Origin of the sequence: Streptomyces sp. NPDC047022, from assembly GCF_040644155.1 — a bacterium.
Classification (GTDB): Bacteria; Actinomycetota; Actinomycetes; order Streptomycetales; family Streptomycetaceae; genus Streptomyces.
Window position 1 is genome coordinate 25305 of record NZ_JBEYVV010000025.1, and the last position, 20254, is coordinate 45558.

Genomic DNA, 20254 nt, shown 5'->3' on the forward strand with positions numbered 1-20254 from the left:
CGGAGCCGCGACGAGATATCAGAGCCGCGGTTGTCACCGCTCACGCCGGTGGAACACCGCGAGCCCGCCGTACTCCGTGGGCTTCGCGGCGGCGAGCTCCGGATGGCTGGGCAGGCGGTCCCGCTGGATCCCGACGATGTCCGGCCAGACGGCCAGTCGCCCGCCGGAACCGGTGAGGATGCCGTCCCAGTCCTGTCCTTCGGAGGCTCCCGAGCGGTCGATGACGAATCCGAGGCAATGCGCCGCGTCCTGGTCGAGCGTTCGTACCAGAGCGGCGACGGCCTGCCCCCGGTCGGCCTCCGGCACATCGGCGATCTGGAAGGTGAACCTCTGGACGGTCGGGCCGATGCGCCGTACCTGTGCCGCGAGGCACTGGTCGGGGCCCATCCAGCAATGGATCTCGACGTCGCGGTACCGACCGTCGGCCAGGGACGCGGCCAGCACGTCGGGACCGCCTACGAGGGGCGTCCTCCTGCTCTCCGCGGTCTCTTGGAAACCGATCAGAGCGCCCGTGAGCGGATGCGCGGCAGACAGGCCCGCCGCTTCGAGCCGCGCGAGAAGCGCCCGGCTCGACGTGCCGGTCGGCGCGGGCAGGTACCACGTGAAGAACGGTCTCGGGACGGAACGTGGTGAGGCGGCGCCGTCCGGGGTGCCCCAGCCCATCTGCTCCCCGAGGATTCCACGGACCTGCCCGGGGGACACCGCGGGACTGACGTAGCCGCCTGCGCGGATGTGTTCGACGAAGCCGCCGGGGAGAGCGACGTGATGGTTGCGCACGTAGTGCGCCAGTTCGACGGGCCACAACCAAGTCCCGTCCGTGACCAGCGATCCGGCGCCGGGAATCCAGGCGTCGCCGGTGATGACGTCCCGTTCGGCGCCCATGGTGGAGTAGATCTCGGTGGACGATTCCAGATAGGCGACGATCTGGTCCTCGTCCCGTTCACCGGTACCCCTGACCGCGTCGCGGAGTGAAGGGCAGGAGGCCCACGGGGCGTTATGCCCACCGAGTTCCCGGTGGAAGCCCACTCGCTTGATCATCGTCTCTCCAGTCGAACCATGGGCTCAGTGGGCGCCCTCGCCGTCCATGACCAGCCGTCTCCCCCTCTGTTGGCCGATCGGTGAACAACACGAACGATCATATGGAGTTCACTGCCGCGAGTTGCGCGGGGGCAGCCTGAAGATTCATCGGAGTACCCCGGGGGGCCCACCGCTCGACTCACCCGACGCCCGCATCGCGGACGGGAGATCAAGCCGCCCGCGTGGCCGGTAGGGTGATCGGTGGGCCGTGACTGGCGCGCTGGGATGGGACCGACCATCGGGGAGCGGCCTGAGCCGAGCGATCGTGTGCCGTGCGCCTGGGCCGACCGAGAACACTGAACGCACGCCGTCCGGAGGTCCCCATGCCCGAGCAGCCTCTCTCCACCGAGTCCACCGCCTTCCGCGCCGCCCTCGACGTGATCCGCGCCGTCGAGCCGCGCGTGGCCGACGCGATCGGCCAGGAGGTCGCCGACCAGCGCGAGATGCTCAAGCTGATCGCGTCCGAGAACTACGCCTCCCCCGCCACCCTGCTCGCCATGGGCAACTGGTTCAGCGACAAGTACGCCGAGGGCACCATCGGCCGCCGCTTCTACGCCGGCTGCCGCAACGTCGACACCGTCGAGTCCCTGGCCGCCGAGCACGCCAGGGAACTGTTCGGCGCGCGCCACGCCTACGTCCAGCCGCACTCCGGCATCGACGCCAACCTCGTCGCTTTCTGGGCCGTGCTCGCCCAGCGCGTGGAGGCCCCCGCGCTGGAGAAGGCGGGCGTGCGCCAGGTCAACGACCTCTCCGAGGCGGACTGGGCCGAACTGCGCCACGCCTTCGGCAACCAGCGCATGCTCGGCATGTCCCTGGACGCGGGCGGCCACCTCACCCACGGGTTCCGCCCGAACATCTCCGGCAAGATGTTCGACCAGCGCTCCTATGGCACCGACCCGGCCACCGGCCTGATCGACTACGACGCCCTGCGCGCCTCGGCCCGCGAGTTCAAGCCGCTGATCATCGTGGCCGGCTACTCCGCCTACCCCCGCCTGGTGAACTTCCGGATCATGCGGGAGATCGCCGACGAGGTCGGCGCGACGCTCATGGTCGACATGGCGCACTTCGCGGGTCTGGTCGCGGGCAAGGTGCTCACCGGTGACTTCGACCCGGTCCCGCACGCCCAGATCGTCACGACCACGACCCACAAGTCCCTGCGGGGCCCGCGCGGCGGCATGGTCCTGTGCGACGACTCGCTCAAGGACCAGGTCGACCGCGGCTGCCCGATGGTGCTGGGCGGCCCGCTGCCGCATGTGATGGCCGCGAAGGCGGTGGCCCTGGCGGAGGCCCGGCAGGACTCCTTCCGCGACTACGCCCAGCGGATCGTGGACAACTCCCGCGCGCTCGCGGAAGGCCTGATGCGCAGGGGCGCGACCCTGGTCACGGGCGGCACGGACAACCACCTGAACCTGATCGACGTGGCCTCCTCCTACGGTCTCACCGGCCGCCAGGCCGAGGCGGCCCTGCTGGAGTCGGGCATCGTCACCAACCGCAACGCCATCCCGGCCGACCCGAACGGCGCCTGGTACACCTCCGGCATCCGCATCGGCACGCCCGCGCTCACCACCCGGGGGCTCGGCACGGAGGAGATGGACGAAATCGCGGGCCTGATCGACCGCGTCCTCACCACTGCCGTCCCCGGCACGACCGGCAAGGGCACCCCGTCCAAGGCACAGCACGTCCTGGACCCGAAGATCGCGGACGAGATCGCCCACCGCGCGAGCGACCTGCTGACCCCGTTCCCGCTGTACCCGGAGATCGACCTCGGCTGACGCGGTGGCGGTCTCCTCGATGGTGAACCCCACCGAGGAGACCGCCGCTCGGCGGCGTGCCGGAGCGTGTTCCGCCGGCATCGCCCGCGGGCCGGACTCCTGCGCCCCGCGTTGTCATGCGGTTCGTTACACCCTCGGTGACGCTTCGGGTCGTACCTGTTGCCCTCCGGTTCCGGGGAAGCCTCCCGGACCTGAGAGAATGGTGAACATGGCTTCAGACCGCCCGCTCCGCGTGCTCTCCGGGATCCAGCCCACGGCAGGCTCGTTCCACCTCGGCAACTACCTCGGCGCCGTGCGCCAGTGGGTGGCCCTGCAGGACAGCCATGACGCGTTCTACATGGTCGTCGACCTGCACGCGATCACCGTCCCCCAGGACCCGAAGGAGCTGCGCGAGAACACGCGTCTGGCGGCGGCCCAGCTCCTCGCGGCCGGGCTGGACCCGGAGCGGTGCACGCTGTTCGTGCAGAGCCATGTCCCCGAGCACGCCCAGCTCGGCTGGGTCATGAACTGCCTCACCGGCTTCGGCGAGGCCAGCCGGATGACCCAGTTCAAGGACAAGGCCGCCAAGCAGGGCGCCGACCGCGCGAGCGTCGGCCTGTTCACCTACCCGGTCCTCCAAGTCGCCGACATCCTGCTCTACCAGGCCAACGAGGTCCCGGTCGGTGAGGACCAGCGGCAGCACATCGAGCTCACCCGGGACCTCGCCGAGCGCTTCAACGGCCGCTTCGGCGACACGTTCACCGTCCCGCGGCCGTACATCCTCAAGGAAACGGCGAAGATCTACGACCTTCAGGACCCGTCGATCAAGATGAGCAAGTCGGCGTCCACGCCGAAGGGCCTGATCAACCTGCTCGACGAGCCGAAGTCGACCGCCAAGAAGGTCAAGAGCGCCGTCACGGACACCGACACCGTCGTCCGGTACGACACGGAGCTGAAGCCGGGCGTCAGCAATCTGCTGACCATCTACTCGACGCTCACCGGGACCGGTGTCCCGGAGCTGGAGGAGAAGTACGCGGGCAAGGGCTACGGGGCGCTCAAGACGGACCTCGCCGAGGTCATGGTCGACTTCGTGACGCCGTTCAGGGAGCGCACCCAGCAGTATCTGGACGACTCCGAGACGCTCGACTCGATCCTGGCCAAGGGTGCCGAGAAGGCGCGCGCAGTCGCCGCGGAGACCCTCGCCCAGGCGTACGACAGGGTGGGCTTCCTGCCCGCCAAGCACTGACCCGCCCCGGCCGCTCCGCCTCCGGCGGGGAACCGGCGCGTTGTGGAATGCCGCACTCCACTCCTCTTGCGCCTGCCCGGCGGCAGGGGCGTGGTCGTACAGTCGAATCGGACGCCGAGCACCGGATCGGCAGCACGTTCCGACCCCCGGGCACGCACACCAACACGACGACAGGAGACGACGTGGGGACCGTAACGATCGGTGTGTCGATCGCGGTCCCGGAGCCTCACGGCAGCGAGCTCCAGCAGCTGCGCGCGGGCTTCGGCGACGCCGCGGCTCACGGCATCCCCACGCATGTCACCCTCCTGCCGCCGACCGAGGTCGACGCCTGTGAGCTGCCCGCGATCGAGGCGCATCTGGCCGAGCTCGCGGCGGTCGGCAGGCCCTTCCCCATGCGGCTGTCCGGGACGGGCTCGTTCCGGCCGCTGTCGCCGGTGGTGTACGTCCGGGTCGTCGCCGGCGCCGATGCGTGCGCCCGTCTGCAGAAGCAGGTCCGTGACGCCTCCGGGCCGGTCGCTCGGGACCTGCTCTTCCCCTACCACCCGCATGTCACGGTGGCGCACGGTATCGACGAGGCGGGAATGGACCGCGCGTACGAGGAGCTCGCCGGGTACGACGCGGAGTGGCCGTGCCTGGGGTTCGCGCTGTACGAGCAGGGGCCGGACGGGATTTGGCGCAAGCTGCGGGAGTTCGCCTTCGGAGGGGCCGTGGTGCCGCCGCAGGCCAGTGCACCGGCGGACGTGACGCTGCCGCTGGCTTAGGGCCTCTCTTTTGGATCAGACGGTCAGCCGGTTCTCGCGCGGTTCCCGGCGCCCCGGTCCCACGCGCGCCGGTCCCACGCGCCCCCGCCGTCCCTCATCGAACGGGTGAGTAAGCGAACGCGTTCGAGCGTGCCGTTATCTCGCGTTCGCGGGGTATCCGGAGACTGGACGAGGGCGATGAGGGGAGAGTCTGATCATGGATTGGCTGAAGAGACTCCCCGTCATCGGTCCGCTGGTCGTGAGTCTCATGACCACGCACGCCTGGCGCTCGTACGAACGCCTGGACCAGGTGAAGTGGACCCGGCTCGCGGCGGCGATGACGTTCGTCAGCTTCATCGCGCTCTTCCCGCTGCTCACCGTCGCCGCCGCGATCGCTGCCGCGACGCTCAGCCCGGCGCGGCAGGACAAGCTGCAGCACCAGGTCGCCGAGCAGTTCCCCGGCATCTCCGACCAGCTCAACATCCATGGCCTGGCCCAGAACGCCGGCACCGTCGGCGTCATCGCCGGTGTGACGCTGTTCCTCATCGGCCTCGGCTGGGTCGCCCAGATGCGGGGCTGTCTGCGCGCGGTGTGGGTACTGCCCGACAGCGACGAGAACCCCTTCCTGCGCAAGGCCAAGGACGCCGTGGTGCTGATCGGCCTCGGCGGCGCGATCCTGGTCACCTTCGCCCTCTCGGCCGTCGCCTCCGCGCTGGTCGACTGGATCGCCAAGGAGATCGGCCTCAGCAGCGGCGGCTGGGGCAGCATCCTGCTGCGCATCGCCGCCTTCGTCGTCGCCGTGCTCGCCGACCTGCTGGTCCTGCTGTACGTCCTGACCCTGCTGCCCGGGGTCGAACCCCCACGGAACCGGGTGCTGATGGCCGCCCTGATCGGCGCCGTGGGCTTCGAACTGCTCAAGCTGCTGCTCAGCGGCTATATCCAGGGCGTCGCCTCGAAGAGCATGTACGGCGCCTTCGGAGTGCCCGTGGCGCTGCTCCTGTGGATCAACTTCACCGCGAAACTCGTGCTGTACTGCGCCGCCTGGACGGCGACGCGCGGCAGCACGAACCCCTGGGTCAGGGACGGGACCGGCGGCGCACCAGGTCGGGCAGCGGCCAGCGGCGGTTGACCAGGAACACCCCCGCCGCGAGCAGCGCGAGCACGCCGCCGGTGATGCCGAGGGCCACCCCGATGCCGCGGGAGCCGTCCTTGTCCGCCGAGGCGGCCGTCTGCCCGGCGGACCCCTTGCCCGCGCTCGCGCCGGACGGCTTCGCCCCGGGCCCCGAACCGGGCTGCGCGCTCCTGGGGGCGACGAGCTCGCCCACCGGCTTCACCTTGCCGGCCGCGGAGAAGCCCCAGTCGAGCAGCCGGGCGGCCTCCCGGTAGACCTCGTTGTGATCCTTCTTCTCCGGGTTCATGACGGTGACGAGCAGCACCCTGCCATTGCGCTCGGCGACCCCGGTGTAGGTCGCTCCGGCGTTGGTGGTGTTGCCGTTCTTGACGCCGGCGATGCCCCGGTAGGGGGTGATGTCGTAGTCGCCCGACAGCAGCCTGTCGGTGTTCTGTATCTCGAAGCTCCCGCGGGACTTCTTGCCCTTCTTGACCGTGGTCGCGCCCGGGAACTGCGCCCGGACCGTCGAGCAGTACTCCCGGAAGTCCTTCTTCTGCAGCCCGGAGCGGGCGAACAGGGTCAGGTCGTACGCGGACGAGACCTGCCCCGTCTCGTCGTAGCCGTCCGGGGTGACCACGTGCGTGTCGAGGGCCTGGAGTTCCTCGGCGTGGGCCTGCATGTCCTTGACGGTCTGCCCGACGCCGTGGTTCATCGCGGCCAGCACATGCACCGCGTCGTTGCCGGAGCGCAGGAAGACGCCGAGCCACAGGTCGTGGACCGAGTAGGTCTCGTTCTCCTTGACCCCGACCAGGCTGGACCCCTCGCCCATGTCGGCCAGGTCGGAGGGGACCACCTTGTGCTGCTCGGTCTTCGGGAACCTGGGCAGCACGGTGTCGGCGAACAGCATCTTCAGCGTGCTCGCGGGGGGCAGCCGCCAGTGCGCGTTGTGGGCCGCCAGGACGTCGCCGGACTCGGCGTCGGCGACGATCCAGGAGCGCGCGGTGACGTCCTTGGGGAGCACGGGGGCACCACTGCCGAGGTTCGCCTGGGTGCCGGGCCTGCCCAGCTGCACACCGCCGACGGTCGACATCATGGCCGGAGGCGACACATCCGGGCTCCGCGTGCCCGCGAGGGCGATGGCGGGCGTGGTGGCGAGCGAGAGGGACACGGCTGCGGCGGACGCCAGCGCCAGGCGGCTCCCGGCGGGCTTCTTCCAGGTTCGCAAGGTCTTCGCGGCTCTCAAGGTCTTCGGGGTCTTCGAGGCGGACACGGACGCGAAGGTACCGGGCGCGTGCCGGGGCGTTTCGTCCGGCCCCGGCCCCGTACTCCGCGCGGGGCGTCCGGCGGACGGCCGCGATACGGGATCCATGAGGCCCAGCCGCCCGGTCTGCTGGTTCCTTCTCGGCTCCGGGTCGTGGAGCTGGGTCATCCGGATCCCTTTCTCTGCGCTGCTGAGGACGTACAACTTGATCACTGCACCAATGGCACCGGCACGGTCGGCTACCGGGAGTGACCGGCGGGCAGCCGGGATTGCGTGGTTGCGCACAGGTCTGAAGACGACGAAAAGCCCGGTTCGGATCCGAGGTCGTGCGCCCGGCTTCGAAGAACTCATGGCGGCGCGGGCCGATCAGGAACAACAGCACCGTGAGCGGTCGGCTTGCGACCCCGGCATCGTGCGGCGCCAACGCCACTGTCGTCTCTGCGAGTTCACTCCCGCTCTCTCGTACCGGCCCTTGCCGTACCGGACTGCGACGAGCCACTGGGGTGATTGAGGGTGACAACGGCCACCCCTCGCGGCGCGGATCCGGGAAACCGGCCCGGATCGGCGTTGAATCGTGCCGGCGAACCGAGCCGCCGCGCAGGAGCGGGCCGGCCGGCACGGATCTCCTGGCCCTGCACACAGTCTCGAGGGAGAGCGCATTGAGCGGGATCACCACCTTGCCGACTCCATCCGGTCCCTATCTGGACAAGGGGTTGCTCCCCTCGGACTTCTACGCCTACGAGGATCTGCTGTCGGAACGCGAGCGGGAGAAGATCGAGGCCGTCCGTGAGTTTCTCCACACGCAGGCCGCACCGATCGTCGACGACTACTGGGCCCGGGCCGAGTTCCCCTTCCAGCTGGTCGAGGGCTTCCGGGACCTGGGCCTGACGGCCTGGGCCGACCCCGACTCCGCGGAATCCAGGCCGAGCAACCTCTTCTCGGGCTTCATCGCGCTGGAGCTCGCGCACTTCGACGCCTCCTTGGCGACGTTCTTCGGCGTGCACACGGGGCTGGCGATGGGCACCGTCCTCGCCTGCGGCTCCGAGGAGCAGAAGCGGCGGTGGCTGCCGGCGATGAGCCGCTTCGAGAAGATCGGTGCCTTCGGACTGACCGAGCCGCACGGCGGCTCCGACGTGGCCGGCGGCCTGCTGACCACCGCGCGCCGCGACGGCGATGGATGGATCCTCGACGGAGCCAAGCGGTGGATCGGCAACGCGACCTTCGCCGACCTGGTCGTCATCTGGGCCCGCGATGCCGAGACGCACCATGTTCTGGGATTCGTCGTGGAGAAGGACACACCCGGGTTCACCGCGACGAAGATCGAGAACAAGATGGCGCTGCGGATCGTGCAGAACGCCGACATCGTGCTGGACGGCTGCCGCGTTCCGGAGGCCAACCGGCTGCAGAACGCGAACTCGTTCAAGGACACCGCCACGATCCTGCGCCAGACGCGCAGCGGGGTGGCGTGGGAGGCGGTGGGAGTGATGTTCGCCGCCTACGAGATCGCCCTGCAGTACGCCAAGGAGCGCGAGCAGTTCGGACGTCCGATCGCGGGCTTCCAGCTCGTGCAGGACCTGCTGGTGAAGATGCTCGGCAACGCCACTGCCTCGTGCGGAATGGTGACGCGCCTGGCCCAGCTGCAGGACGCCTCGGTCTACCGGGACGAGCAGTCCGCGCTCGCGAAGGCCCAGTGCACGGTGCGGATGCGCGAGAGCGTGGGCTGGGCGAGGGAGCTGATGGCCGGCAACGGGATCGTCCTCGACTACAAGATCGGCCGCTTCGTCGCCGACGCGGAGGCCATCTACTCGTACGAGGGCACGCGGGAGATCCAGGCCCTCATCGTCGGACGAGCCGTGACCGGCGGCCTGAGCGCTTTCGTGAGGTGACGGGCATGGCCGCCGAATCCGTCTTCACCGGCCTGAAGGTGCTCGACGCGTCGAGCTTCATCGCGGCACCGGCCGCGGCCACCGTGCTGTCCGACTTCGGAGCGGACGTCATCAAGATCGAGCCTCCGGGACGGGGCGACCCCCAGCGGATGCTGAGCTCTGTGCCGCCCAGCCCCCGGGCCGACGCCAACTACGGCTGGCACCTCACCAACCGCAACAAGCGCGGCATGGCGATCAACCTGAAGTCCCCGGCGGCCACCGAAGTACTCAAGCGGCTCGTCCAGTGGGCCGACGTGGTGATCACCAACTTCCCGCACGGAACGCGCGAGCGGCTGCACCTCGGCTACGACGAGGTCGCGGGCTGGAACCCGTCCGTCGTCTACGCCGACATCACCGGCTACGGGGACGCCGGTCCCGACGCCGGGCAGCCGGGCTTCGACGTGACCGCCGCCTGGTCGCGCAGCGGGCTGCTGGCTTCCACCAGGGACGCGGGAGCCCCGCCGACAGTGCCCGTCTGGGGCAGCGGGGACTACATGTCGGCGATCGCGATCTACGCCGCGATCGTGACCGCCCTGTACCGGCGCGAGCGGACCGGGGAAGGGGCCAGCGTCGGGACGTCGCTGCTCGCCGCGGGCATCTGGGCCACGGGAACGCTCGTGGCCGGAGCGCTCGCGGGCGGCACGCCGTTCCAGCTGCACGACCGCACGGCGCCGGCGAACCCTCTGAGCAACTCCTACCGGACCGCGGACGGCAAGTGGTTCATGCTGGCCGCCTCGTCTTCGCACTGGCCGGGACTGACCCGGGTCATCGGCCATCCCGAGCTGCTCGAGGATCCCCGGTTCGCCGGCATCGAGGGCTTCGCCGAGAACTCCGTCGCGCTGACCGGGCTGCTCGACGCCGGATTCCGCTCACAGCCCTTCGCCTACTGGAAGGACGCCCTGACCCGGGAACGTGTCACGTTCAGTCTCATCCAGAGTCCGGAGGAGGCCGCACGGGACCCGCAGCTGCGCGCGAACGACATCGTCGTACCGATGGAGGGGGTCAGCGGGATGGAGTACACCATCAATGCCCCGGTCAACGTGCGCGGCGTCGAGAAGGTCCCGGCCAGGCGGGCCCCGGACCTGGGCGAGCACAACGACGAGATCCTCGCCGAGCTCGGATTCGGCCCCGCCGAGATCGCCGAGCTGTCCGCCCAGGGAGCGATCCCCCCACGATGAGCCTTTCCTGAGCCGGACGAAAGGACCTGAGCGGGACCGGCGAAGCGATTCCAGCGGAGCGCTCAGTCGCTCTCGCGGCGTGACGCGCGGATCCCGCGGAGGCCGATGACACCGATGACGGTTCCCAGGGCGAAGGAGACGACCGCCAGCGTCAGGTGAACCCAGAGGTAGGCCGTGGGCTTGCCGTGGTCGAAAGCGAGCCCGCTCGCGTCCGCGAAGAGGTTCTTGGTGAAGGTGACCCAGATCACCCATGACCACACGCCGAACGCCGCGAGGAACCAGGAGACGGGTCGAGTGAGCTTCATGAATCGTCCTTCGGGCGGAGAGGTTGGTGCCCTGCCAGTATGTGACCCGCACCGGCGCGGGCGACGGCTGGGGGCGGGTCCCGGCAGTCCGCGAACGCCGGAAAACAGGGGAAAAATGCGTCACGGTAAGTTCTTTCTCATCTCAACAAATCCCTCTTCCCCCGGATGAAACTCCTGTGATTAGGTGATCTACGCCACTGGGGAGTGGCGTGCGCTGAGGGCCTGGGGAGGGGCGCCGATGCGATCGGCTCGCATGCGGATTCTCGCGATCGTGCTGGTACTTGCGGCTGCGGGAGTCGGCGGGTGGCAACTGCTGCCGGCCAAGGAGAACACCAACAAGACCATCACGGTCGGCACGTCGGACGCCGTGACATCACTCGATCCGGCGGGAGCCTACGACGCGGCGTCCTGGGCGTTGTACAGCAGCGTCTTCCAGTCGCTGATGACCTTCGAATCGGACGGGGTCGAACCCGTCCCGGACGCCGCCGGCAGCTGTCAGTTCGTGGGCACGGACCTGAAGACGTACCGCTGCACCCTCCGCAAGGACCTGACGTTCCCGAGCGGGCGCGCCGTGACCGCGGAGGACGTCAAGTACTCCTTCGACCGGGTCAAGCGCATCAACTCGCTCGTGGGCCCGGCGTCCGTGCTGGAGACCCTGCGTTCGGTGGACGCGAGCGGGCTCGTCGTCACCTTCCATCTGGTCTCGCCCGATGCCACGTTCCCGTTCAGGGTGGCCACCGGCGCCGGTTCGATCGTCGACCGCACCAAGTACCCGGCCAACGCGTTGCGGACCGACAACGCGGTCGACGGGAGCGGGCCGTACACCCTGACGGCGTACACGAAGAACAAGGAGGCCGACCTCGCGCCGAACCCGCACTACCGGGGCGATGTCAAGAACACCGGCCGTCCCGTCGTGATGCGCTACTACGCCGACTCCGCCGCCCTGGAGAAGGCGTGGAAGGCGAAGGACGTCGACGTCGCCACGCAGCAGCTGCCGCCCTCGATGCTGGCCGGTCTCTCACCGAGCGACCCGAATCAGCGGGTCAGCGAGGCGGACAGCGCGGAGATCCGCAATCTGGTCCTGAACACCAACGCAGGCTCGCCGTTCCACGACCTTCACGTCCGTCAGGCCGCCGCCACGCTGGTCAACCGCGAGGAACTGGTCGACAAGGTGTACGACAACACCACCGACCCGCTGTATTCGCTCATCCCGGCGGGCATCACCGGGCACACCACCTCGTTCTTCGACGCGTACCCCAAGCCCAGTACGAGCAAGGCCCGCGCCCTGCTCACCGAAGCGGGAGTACAGCTGCCCGTCCACCTCACCTACGGCTACGCCAAGAGCACCGGTGTCGCCACCGACGAGGCCACCGAGCTGAAGCGGCAGCTCGAAGCGGGCGGATTGTTCAAGGTGGACCTCAAGGGGTACGAGTGGACCACCTTCCAGAAGGTGTACGCGAGCGGCAAGCTCGACGCGTTCGCCATCGGCTGGGTCGCCGACTTCCCCGACCCCGACACCTTCGGCGCCCCGCTCATCGGCACCGGCAACAGCATGAAGAACGGCTACAGCAACAAGGACGTCGACAATCTGATCCTGGACAGCCAGCGGTACTCGGACCGCAGCCGGACCTCCGCCGACTTCCAGCAGATCCAGGAGAAAGTGGCCCGCGACGCTCCGGTGATTCCCCTGTGGCAGCGCAAAGAGTACGTGGTCACCAGCGAGGACATCGGCGGCGGACAGTATCTGTCGGACGGCACCGGCGTCTTCCGGCTGTGGCGGCTGAGCTGGATCTGACGGTTCGGCAGGGGGTGGCGGAGGGAGTGCCTAGACGGGCTGCTGCCTTCGCCGTCCAGCGTCGAGGATCTCCGCGACATCCAGGGTGACCTTGGCGCCGAGGGAGTCGGGGAGGGTGGCCAGTTCGCCGGGGGCATGGACGCGGTGGGTGGTGTAGTCGCCGTCTCGCGGGTCGGTGAGGATGTGGACGCTCTGGTGCTGTCTGTTGACGATGACGTACACCGGGACCCCGGCGTGGGCGTATGCGGCGACCTTGGCGCGCAGATCATTCTGGTGATTGCTGGAGGTCACCTCCAGCACGAGGCGGAAGGCCAGGGGGTCGTAGCAGTTGTTCTCGACGAGGTGTTCCTCGAAGTCGGCATCGATGACGGCCAGGTCGGGGATGGAGCAGTCCTCGCCGGAGCGGAGCCACAGGCCGATTCCTTGGAGCACCGCCGTCTCGCCGTCGTCGAGACCTGCCGTGATGAACGGGCGCATGAGCGTGGTCAGCGCGCGAGCGTGGGCGCCGTCCCGTGGCGGAGACAACAGGATCAGGCCTCCGATGATCTCGACTCGGTAGCCCGGGAGGCGGTCCATGATCCGGTTCGACCTCATCGATCAGTGAATCGTCATGAGGCCGCTCGACAGCTGCTGCTGACATCGGGTGCCTCCTGGGCGCTGGTGTCGAGAGCATCATCGTAGGCGGGGGACCCCGGATTCGTCCCGATCACGATGCTTCACCCGATCGTGGCGCGCACGGCTGAGGGCCCCCGTTTCAGTGGAAACGGGGGCCCTCAGCCGTCGAACAGGAAGACGTACCTCAGAAGCGGCGCGTGATCAGCGCCCGCTTCACCTCCTGGATCGCCTTCGTGACCTCGATGCCACGCGGGCAGGCGTCCGTGCAGTTGAACGTCGTGCGGCAGCGCCACACGCCGTCCTTGTCGTTCAGGATCTCCAGACGCTGCTCGCCGGCCTCGTCACGCGAGTCGAAGATGAAGCGGTGCGCGTTGACGATGGCCGCCGGGCCGAAGTACTGGCCGTCGTTCCAGAACACCGGGCACGACGACGTGCAGGCGGCGCACAGGATGCACTTCGTGGTGTCGTCGAAGCGCTCGCGGTCCTCCGCCGACTGCAGACGCTCGCGCGTCGGCTCGTTGGTGCCCTTCGTGATCAGGAAGGGCATCACGTCCCGGTACGCCTGGAAGAACGGCTCCATGTCCACGACGAGGTCCTTGAGGACCGTGAGGCCCTTGATGGGCTCGACCGTGATCGGCTTCTCGGGGTTGATGTCCTTGATCAGCGTCTTGCAGGCCAGACGGTTCTTGCCGTTGATCCGCATGGCGTCCGAGCCGCAGATGCCGTGCGCGCAGGAGCGGCGGAACGTCAGCGTGCCGTCGATGTCCCACTTGATCTTGTGCAGACCGTCGAGGACGCGCTCCTTGGGGTCGATCTCCAGCTGGAAATCTTCCCAGGTCGCCTCCGCCGAGACCTCCGGGTTGAACCGGCGGATCCGGAAGGTGACCGTGATGTAGGGAGAGGCCTTCGCGTCCGCCTCCACCTTGTCCATAACGGGCGTTGCCATCAGTACTTACGCTCCATCGGCTGGTAGCGGGTCTGGACGACGGGCTTGTAGTCGAGCCGGATGGACTCGGTACCGTCGTCGCCCACCTCGCGGTACGCCATGGTGTGGCGCATGAAGTTGACGTCGTCGCGGTTCGGGTAGTCCTCGCGGTAGTGACCGCCGCGGGACTCCTTGCGGGCCAGCGCCGAGACCGCCATGACCTCGGCCAGGTCCAGCAGGTTGCCGAGCTCGACGGCCTCCAGCAGGTCCGTGTTGTACCGCCTGCCCTTGTCCTGGATCGCCACGTTCTTGTAGCGCTCCCTGAGCTCGGCGATCTTCTCGACGGCCGTCTTGATCGTCTGCTCGGTGCGGAACACCATGACGTTCGCGTCCATGGTCTCCTGCAGCTCGCGCCGCAGCTCCGCCACGCGCTCGGTGCCCGTCGAGGCCCGCAGGCTCTCGATCTGGCCGATCACGAGCTCCGCAGGGTTCTCCGGCAGCTCGACGTACTGCGCCGTCTGCGAGTACTCCGCCGCGGCGATGCCCGCACGGCGCCCGAAGACGTTGATGTCCAGCAGGGAGTTGGTGCCCAGACGGTTGGCGCCGTGGACGGACACGCAGGCGACCTCGCCGGCCGCGTACAGGCCCGGGACCACCGTGGTGTTGTCCGACAGGACCTCGCCCTCGACGTTCGTCGGGATGCCGCCCATCGCGTAGTGCGCGGTCGGCTGGATCGGGATCGGGTCCGTGTACGGCTCGATGCCCAGGTAGGTGCGGGCGAACTCGGTGATGTCGGGCAGCTTGGCGTCCAGCTGCTCCGGCGGCAGGTGGGTGAGGTCCAGGTAGACGTGGTCACCCTCGGGGCCGCAGCCGCGGCCCTCGCGGATCTCCGTGTAGATGGAGCGGGACACGACGTCACGCGACGCCAAGTCCTTCATCACCGGCGCGTACTTCTCCATGAAGCGCTCGCCGTCCTTGTTGCGGAGAATGCCGCCTTCACCGCGCGCACCCTCGGTCAGGAGGATGCCCATGCGCCAGATGCCGGTCGGGTGGAACTGGAAGAACTCCATGTCCTCCAGCGGCAGGCCACGGCGGTACACCGCCGCCTGGCCGTCACCCGTCAGGGTGTGCGCGTTCGACGTCACCTTGAAGAACTTGCCGCAGCCGCCGGACGCGTAGATCACGGCCTTCGCCTGGAAGACGTGGATCTCGCCGGTCGCCAGCTCGTACGCCACCACGCCGGCCGACTTCGTGACGCCGTCGACCTCGGTGATCAGCTGGTCCAGGACGTAGAACTCGTTGAAGAACTCCACGCCCTCCTTGACGCAGTTCTGGTACAGCGTCTGGAGGATCATGTGGCCGGTGCGGTCGGCCGCGTAGCAGGAGCGGCGGACCGGGGCCTCGCCGTGGTTGCGGGAGTGGCCGCCGAAGCGGCGCTGGTCGATCCGGCCCTCGGGCGTCCGGTTGAACGGCAGGCCCATCTTCTCCAGGTCGAGGACCGAGTCGATGGCCTCCTTCGCCAGGATCTCGGCGGCGTCCTGGTCGACCAGGTAGTCACCGCCCTTGACCGTGTCGAAGGTGTGCCACTCCCAGTTGTCCTCCTCCACGTTGGCGAGCGCGGCGGCCATGCCGCCCTGCGCGGCGCCCGTGTGGGAGCGGGTCGGGTAGAGCTTCGTCAGCACGGCGGTGCGGCTGCGCTTGGTCGCCTCGATCGCGGCGCGCATGCCGGCGCCGCCGGCGCCGACGATGACGGTGTCGTACTTGTGGATCTTCATGATTCTCGCAGCCCCGTGCCTAGCGGATGTTCGGGTCGAAGGTGAAGATCACCAGCGTGCCCAGCAGGATGGTGAACACCGTCGCGGTGTACAGCAGGCCCTTCAGCCACAGACGGGTGCTCGCGTGCTCCGCGTAGTCGTTGACGACGGTACGCAGGCCGTTGGCGCCGTGCAGCATGGCGAGCCACAGCATCGCGAGGTCCCACAGTTGCCACCAGGGGGAGGCCCAGCGGCCGGCCACGAAGGCGAAGCCGATCTTGGAGACACCGCCGTCCAGCACGAGCTGGATCAGCAGGTGGCCGATGACCAGGACGACCAGGACGATGCCGGACAGGCGCATGAACAGCCAGCCGTACATCTCGAAGTTGCCGCGGGTCGACTTGGGGGTCTTGACCGTCCGCTTGCGCGGGGGCTCGATGAACGGCGCCGGGTTGTCGACGTCGTACAGCGAGGCGCCCTCGACGGGGCCGATGCCCGAGGCGGTGGTTTCAGTCGTGGACATGCGCGTCAGCTCCCGAACACTTCACGAGCGGCGTGGCCGAGGACGGGGTAGATGGCCCCGATCATCAGCAGGACCCAGACGCCGACGACGGTCCAGAGCATCTGCTTCTGGTAGCGCGGGCCCTTCGACCAGAAGTCGACGGCGATGACGCGGAGGCCATTGAGCGCGTGGAAGAGGATGGCGGCGACGAGGCCGTACTCCAGGCACGCGACGATCGGCGTCTTGTACGTGGCCACGACCTTGTCGTAGGCCTCTGGGGAGACACGGACGAGTGCGGTGTCCAACACGTGTACGAACAGGAAGAAGAAGATGAGGACGCCGGTGACTCGGTGAGCCACCCAGGACCACATTCCTTCCCGGCCGCGGTACAGCGTTCCAGCCGGCACGGAAGAACCCTCCGGGAGCGGGGACTAGGGCCGCGCCGGCTTCTGTGTCGGTCGGGCCCGGCCGGGTACGGTCCACCGGCCCCCAGCATCGTAGCGACGTGTTGTCCTGACTCTTACGGCGGCCCTACCTATGTGATCAAACTGGCAATCAAACGAGCACGGACGGGCTATTGGCCGGTCGGATATTCCACCCGTGTTCCACCCGGGTGGACGCCTCAGTGGGCGTGTTCCGTCCGCGCGGGCGCGCCCGAGTAGTCGCGCACCAGGCGGATCAGCCTGCCCCGCGCCAGGCGTCGCAGCTCGTCCGCCGCCAGCGGGCGCTCGTCCTCGGGATCGTTCGCCAATCGTGACCGGATGGCTGCCAGTACCCGGTCGGCCGCCTCGTCGGGTGACACATCGTCCAGACAGATGACGAATACGTGTCCGAAACGGCTTTCGTAGGCGGCGTGGGCCGCGCTCAGGGCGGTACGTGCGGCCGAGTAGATGTCGGCCGGGAGCGGGGTGATCGACTCGCAGGACAGCGCCTCGGCGAGGTCGGAGGGTGCGAGGTCGTACGCCGCCTCGTCGGCCGCGGCGAGCAGCGAGTCCAGGTCCGGGTAGGGCCGGTGGTCGGCCACGCGGCACGCCCAGCGCAGGCTGCCGCAGCAGGCGAGCAGGGCGCGCCGGACGTCGTCGGCGGGCGCGGCGTTGAACCGCTCGAGGCCGGCGGGGACCTGGGAGCGGCGTTGCGCCGGCAGGGTGGCGGAGCCGGGGAGATGCGGAAGACGGTGCGAAGGCAGCGTGGGTCCTCGGCGTGAGGCGGCGTGTCGTCGTGGGGACGGCACGTGGGGATCGGCAGGGGAAGGTGCGGGAGTGCGCGGCCACGTTATCCGTGGCGGTCGGGGCGCCGTCCAACGGCTGACCGGATTTCACCCGGATGGGAGAGTTTCGCGGCGGTTGCTGGACGGGTGAGGGGCCCCTGAAGTGAACAGGGGGGCAACCTGGATTGGCCGAAAACGCTCTCATTCGAACTCCGCTGCGACAGGGCGTGGTGTCCCTGTGACACTCCCGGTAGGTTGCACGCAGTAAGGGGAAGTACGGGCTCCGTAGATGTGAGGCGCCCCCGAAGCGGCGTTTCGAGGAGGCGTGATGAGTCTGGTGGACCTGATCGCGGGGGCCGATGAGCGTGCGCTCGCGGCGAGCGGGCTGGCTTGTTTGGATCGGTGTGTTCCGCTTCTCGGGGGTGACGACGAGGTCCTGCGCCCGCTGTGGGCGAGCCTCGTCGAGGGCCATGAGTGGGAGGAACGGCTCACGAAGGCGCGGGCCGAACTGGCGGACGCGGACAAGACGGAGGGCGAAGCGGAGTGCGCCTCGGAGGCCGAGGCCGCGCAGCTCGCCCGCCGCATGCTCGATGAGGTTCCCGCCCGGCCCTCCGCCGACGCCGTACGAGAGTGGGCCGACGCCTGCTCGGTGGCCGCGCTCCGGATCCACCGGCTGCTGGACCCCACCGACAACGACGACGAGTCCTCGGCGGCCGCGCGCCGAGAGGGCCGCACGGACGGCATGTCGCCGCTCGTCGCCGCCGAACTGCGGCGCCAGGCGGCCATTCTGGAACTGGTCACGAGCCATGGCACGACCGGGCTGCGGCAGGCCCTGGACCTGTCGACCGAGGGCCGCCGGGTGCTGCGGGCCGTGGTCTCCCGGCGGGCGCGCGGCCGCGCGTAGGCAGTGGTGGGCGGTGTCGCGCCCTGGGCGCTTCCCGCCTGTGTGGACCGGCCCGCGTAAACCCGGTCCGTGCAAGGATCCTGTGGCCGTCCTGTAGCGCCGTGCGGCGGTCCTGCGCCGGTGTGGGAAACCCCTTCCGAACGGCGTGACGCGCGGCGCCCGGCGGACGCTCTTCCGGTTGTGAACGCAACTGAGGTGATCAGGCCCCACGCCGCGAACAAGCCTGCGCGCTGGGCCGCCGACGTCGTCACGGCCATGCGCGAGGGCGCCCGGCTGCGGCTCGACTACTCCGCGCAGAGCCTGTGGCGGGTGGACCGGACGATCGAGGAGATACGGAGTCAGGGCGCGCCGTACGCCGCCGTGGAGACCGTGCTGCGCGGGTTCGGGGCGTACGCGGGCGAGGTGGTGGTGCGGCTGACCGGCGGAGAGTGGTGGGCGACCGGCGGCGACCACTGGGTGCGCACGCCGGACGGCCGGCTGTGGGACCCCGTCGACGAGGCCCGCCGCTGCTACCGGGGCGACGGCTCGCTGCGGCTGCTGTGCCGGGACGCGGTGCGTGGCGCCGGGGCCTGAGGCTCCTCCGGGCGGACGTGGCCGTGTGGCGGCCAGTGACGTTTCCCCGTGCGCCGACGCTGATGCCCCTGGGGGGCGTGGTCCGAACGGAGTGGGCCACGTCCGGGGACGCGGGACCGATCGCCACGGACGAGGACAGCGTTGGGCCAGGGAGGGGAGCCCCGCCGCGCGGGGGCGCACGACGCGGAGCTGGGTCCGGCCGTCGCTCGCGCGCAGCAGGGGGACGAGACCGCCTTCGCGGTCGCCTACCGGATCGTGCAGCCGGGGCTGCTCGGCTATCTGCGCGGGCTGGTCGGTGACGACGCGGAGGACGTGGCGTCCGACGCCTGGCTGGAGATCGCCCGCGATCTGACCCGCTTCAGGGGCGACGGTGCGGGCTTCCGCGGCTGGACGGCGACCATCGCCCGGCATCGGGCGCTGGACCATCTGCGCCGCCGGCGTGTCCGCCCGCGGTCCACCACGCTCGACAGCGACGTCCTCGATCTGCCCGGCGGCCACGACACCCACGACGAGGCGCTGGAGTCCCTCTCCACCGCGCATGCGCTGAAGCTGATATCCCGGCTGCCGCGCGACCAGGCGGAGGCGGTGCTGCTGCGCGTGGTCGTCGGCCTCGACGCGCCCGCGGCCGGCCGTGTGCTCGGAAAGAGACCCGGCGCGGTCCGTACCGCCGCCCACCGGGGACTGAAGCGGCTGGCGCGCGAGTTCGGGACCCCGGGTGTGACGGATGGCGGCGCGGGGACGCTGGGGGAGCCGGAATGAGCGCGAGCCCGGCAGGGTCAGGGACGGGCACGGTCATGGGCGAACGGTGGCGCGCGCCCCCGCCGCCTTCCGGGAGGCGCGCGGGGAGCACCAGCGCGCGCGGCCCGTGCGTATCCGGCGGTGCGACGACTGGCGCCCGCGTGCGCGGCGCGGTTCGGGGCGCACGCCGCGCACCCTGCTCGTGGTGCTCCCGGGCGGCGCGTTCGGCGGGGGCCGCCGTCGCTTCCCGGCGAAACCCGCCCACGAACGCCAGGCCCACTGCGAAGCCCGTGCGGAGCATCGGCGAAGAAGTCCGCGCGAACCGGTGAAGAAGCGGAGCGGATAGGCGGAACGGAGTAAGAAGGGGGAGAGAAGACGCGCACCGTCCCCGCGGGACCGGGCGCCGGCCGGACCGCTCAACGCGCGGGCTCCTGGCCTTAGATGGCAACGACCGGGGCCACCACCCCCCACAGGAGAGGCCCCGGCCGTCGCGCGTCACGGGTCGCGCGGCGGCCCGTACTCTCTACAGCGCCGTGGATGCGTTTTGTGTCACACCTCGCCGCGTCACGGGTTGGTTGCACATTGTACGAACATGGACGTGGACCGGTTTCACGCCGTAACGTGCCTTTCGCGCCGACCGCGGACGA

Annotated in this window: 18 protein-coding genes, 1 pseudogene and 1 riboswitch; of the genes and pseudogenes, 10 read left to right on the top strand and 9 right to left on the bottom strand. The window is 69.5% G+C overall.

What is annotated here, in order from left to right; genetic code table 11:
* Positions 1 to 33: 33 nt before the first annotated feature.
* The gene (locus ABZ845_RS23155; RefSeq protein WP_360982630.1) at positions 34 to 1038 is read right to left on the bottom strand and encodes a hypothetical protein; all 1005 of its coding nucleotides are present in this window, start codon (positions 1036 to 1038) and stop codon (positions 34 to 36) included.
* Between the two features lie 237 nt (positions 1039 to 1275).
* Positions 1276 to 1368, top strand: a riboswitch (ZMP/ZTP riboswitch).
* A 32-nt stretch (positions 1369 to 1400) separates the two neighbouring features.
* Here ABZ845_RS23155 and ABZ845_RS23160 point away from each other — a divergent pair.
* From ABZ845_RS23160 to ABZ845_RS23175, 4 genes are all read left to right on the top strand, one after another.
* A complete protein-coding gene (locus ABZ845_RS23160) occupies positions 1401 to 2849 on the top strand; it encodes a glycine hydroxymethyltransferase (protein WP_360982632.1) in 1449 nt (482 codons plus the stop codon).
* Positions 2850 to 3057: 208 nt separating this feature from the next.
* Positions 3058 to 4074 carry a tryptophan--tRNA ligase gene (gene trpS / locus ABZ845_RS23165; protein ID WP_360982634.1) on the top strand — a complete coding sequence of 339 codons (1017 nt, stop codon included), beginning with the start codon at positions 3058 to 3060 and terminating at the stop codon, positions 4072 to 4074.
* 182 nt (positions 4075 to 4256) lie between these two features.
* Complete coding sequence (locus ABZ845_RS23170; RefSeq protein WP_360982635.1) at positions 4257 to 4835, top strand: 2'-5' RNA ligase family protein; 579 nt, start codon at positions 4257 to 4259, stop codon at positions 4833 to 4835.
* Between the two features lie 196 nt (positions 4836 to 5031).
* Positions 5032 to 5943 carry a YihY/virulence factor BrkB family protein gene (locus ABZ845_RS23175; RefSeq protein WP_360982637.1) on the top strand — a complete coding sequence of 304 codons (912 nt, stop codon included), beginning with the start codon at positions 5032 to 5034 and terminating at the stop codon, positions 5941 to 5943.
* On the opposite strand, the gene ABZ845_RS23180 is transcribed toward ABZ845_RS23175, so the two are convergent.
* Complete coding sequence (locus tag ABZ845_RS23180) at positions 5891 to 7195, bottom strand: D-alanyl-D-alanine carboxypeptidase (protein ID WP_360982639.1); 1305 nt, start codon at positions 7193 to 7195, stop codon at positions 5891 to 5893. The two genes, ABZ845_RS23175 and ABZ845_RS23180, sit on opposite strands and share 53 nt — an antisense overlap.
* Positions 7196 to 7863: 668 nt before the next feature.
* Between ABZ845_RS23180 and ABZ845_RS23185 the strand changes: the two genes are divergently transcribed.
* Together ABZ845_RS23185 and ABZ845_RS23190 are read left to right on the top strand one after the other, a co-directional pair.
* On the top strand, positions 7864 to 9072 hold the full coding sequence (locus ABZ845_RS23185; RefSeq protein WP_360982641.1) for an acyl-CoA dehydrogenase family protein: 1209 nt from the start codon (positions 7864 to 7866) through the stop codon (positions 9070 to 9072).
* A 5-nt stretch (positions 9073 to 9077) separates the two neighbouring features.
* The gene (locus ABZ845_RS23190; RefSeq protein ID WP_360982643.1) at positions 9078 to 10289 is read left to right on the top strand and encodes a CoA transferase; all 1212 of its coding nucleotides are present in this window, start codon (positions 9078 to 9080) and stop codon (positions 10287 to 10289) included.
* A 62-nt stretch (positions 10290 to 10351) separates the two neighbouring features.
* On the opposite strand, the gene ABZ845_RS23195 is transcribed toward ABZ845_RS23190, so the two are convergent.
* Positions 10352 to 10594 (bottom strand): hypothetical protein, encoded by a 243-nt coding sequence (locus ABZ845_RS23195; RefSeq protein ID WP_360982645.1) that lies wholly within the window; start codon positions 10592 to 10594, stop codon positions 10352 to 10354.
* Positions 10595 to 10832: 238 nt separating this feature from the next.
* Between ABZ845_RS23195 and ABZ845_RS23200 the strand changes: the two genes are divergently transcribed.
* Positions 10833 to 12389 (top strand): ABC transporter substrate-binding protein, encoded by a 1557-nt coding sequence (locus tag ABZ845_RS23200; protein ID WP_360982647.1) that lies wholly within the window; start codon positions 10833 to 10835, stop codon positions 12387 to 12389.
* A gap of 30 nt (positions 12390 to 12419) precedes the next feature.
* Here ABZ845_RS23200 and ABZ845_RS23205 read toward each other — a convergent pair.
* The 6 genes and pseudogenes from ABZ845_RS23205 to ABZ845_RS23230 form a co-directional block, all read right to left on the bottom strand.
* Positions 12420 to 13029 (bottom strand): annotated as a pseudogene (locus ABZ845_RS23205) (Uma2 family endonuclease).
* Positions 13030 to 13188: 159 nt separating this feature from the next.
* Positions 13189 to 13950 carry a succinate dehydrogenase iron-sulfur subunit gene (locus tag ABZ845_RS23210; RefSeq protein ID WP_360982649.1) on the bottom strand — a complete coding sequence of 254 codons (762 nt, stop codon included), beginning with the start codon at positions 13948 to 13950 and terminating at the stop codon, positions 13189 to 13191.
* A complete protein-coding gene (gene sdhA, locus ABZ845_RS23215) occupies positions 13950 to 15704 on the bottom strand; it encodes a succinate dehydrogenase flavoprotein subunit (protein ID WP_360982651.1) in 1755 nt (584 codons plus the stop codon). Before sdhA ends, ABZ845_RS23210 begins: the two co-directional genes overlap by 1 nt.
* 19 nt (positions 15705 to 15723) lie before the next feature.
* Positions 15724 to 16206 (bottom strand): succinate dehydrogenase hydrophobic membrane anchor subunit, encoded by a 483-nt coding sequence (locus ABZ845_RS23220; RefSeq protein ID WP_360982653.1) that lies wholly within the window; start codon positions 16204 to 16206, stop codon positions 15724 to 15726.
* Positions 16207 to 16211: 5 nt separating this feature from the next.
* A complete protein-coding gene (sdhC, locus tag ABZ845_RS23225) occupies positions 16212 to 16592 on the bottom strand; it encodes a succinate dehydrogenase, cytochrome b556 subunit (protein WP_360982655.1) in 381 nt (126 codons plus the stop codon).
* Positions 16593 to 16807: 215 nt separating this feature from the next.
* Positions 16808 to 17416, bottom strand: coding sequence for a 2-oxo-4-hydroxy-4-carboxy-5-ureidoimidazoline decarboxylase (locus ABZ845_RS23230; protein WP_360982657.1), 609 nt, complete (start codon positions 17414 to 17416; stop codon positions 16808 to 16810).
* Between the two features lie 304 nt (positions 17417 to 17720).
* Between ABZ845_RS23230 and ABZ845_RS23235 the strand changes: the two genes are divergently transcribed.
* From ABZ845_RS23235 to ABZ845_RS23245, 3 genes are all read left to right on the top strand, one after another.
* The gene (locus ABZ845_RS23235) at positions 17721 to 18296 is read left to right on the top strand and encodes a hypothetical protein (RefSeq protein WP_360982659.1); all 576 of its coding nucleotides are present in this window, start codon (positions 17721 to 17723) and stop codon (positions 18294 to 18296) included.
* 180 nt (positions 18297 to 18476) lie between these two features.
* Positions 18477 to 18869: a hypothetical protein gene (locus ABZ845_RS23240; protein ID WP_360982661.1), complete on the top strand. Its 393-nt coding sequence runs from the start codon at positions 18477 to 18479 to the stop codon at positions 18867 to 18869.
* Between the two features lie 141 nt (positions 18870 to 19010).
* Positions 19011 to 19628 (top strand): RNA polymerase sigma factor, encoded by a 618-nt coding sequence (locus ABZ845_RS23245; protein WP_360982663.1) that lies wholly within the window; start codon positions 19011 to 19013, stop codon positions 19626 to 19628.
* The last annotated feature ends 626 nt before the right edge of the window (positions 19629 to 20254 follow it).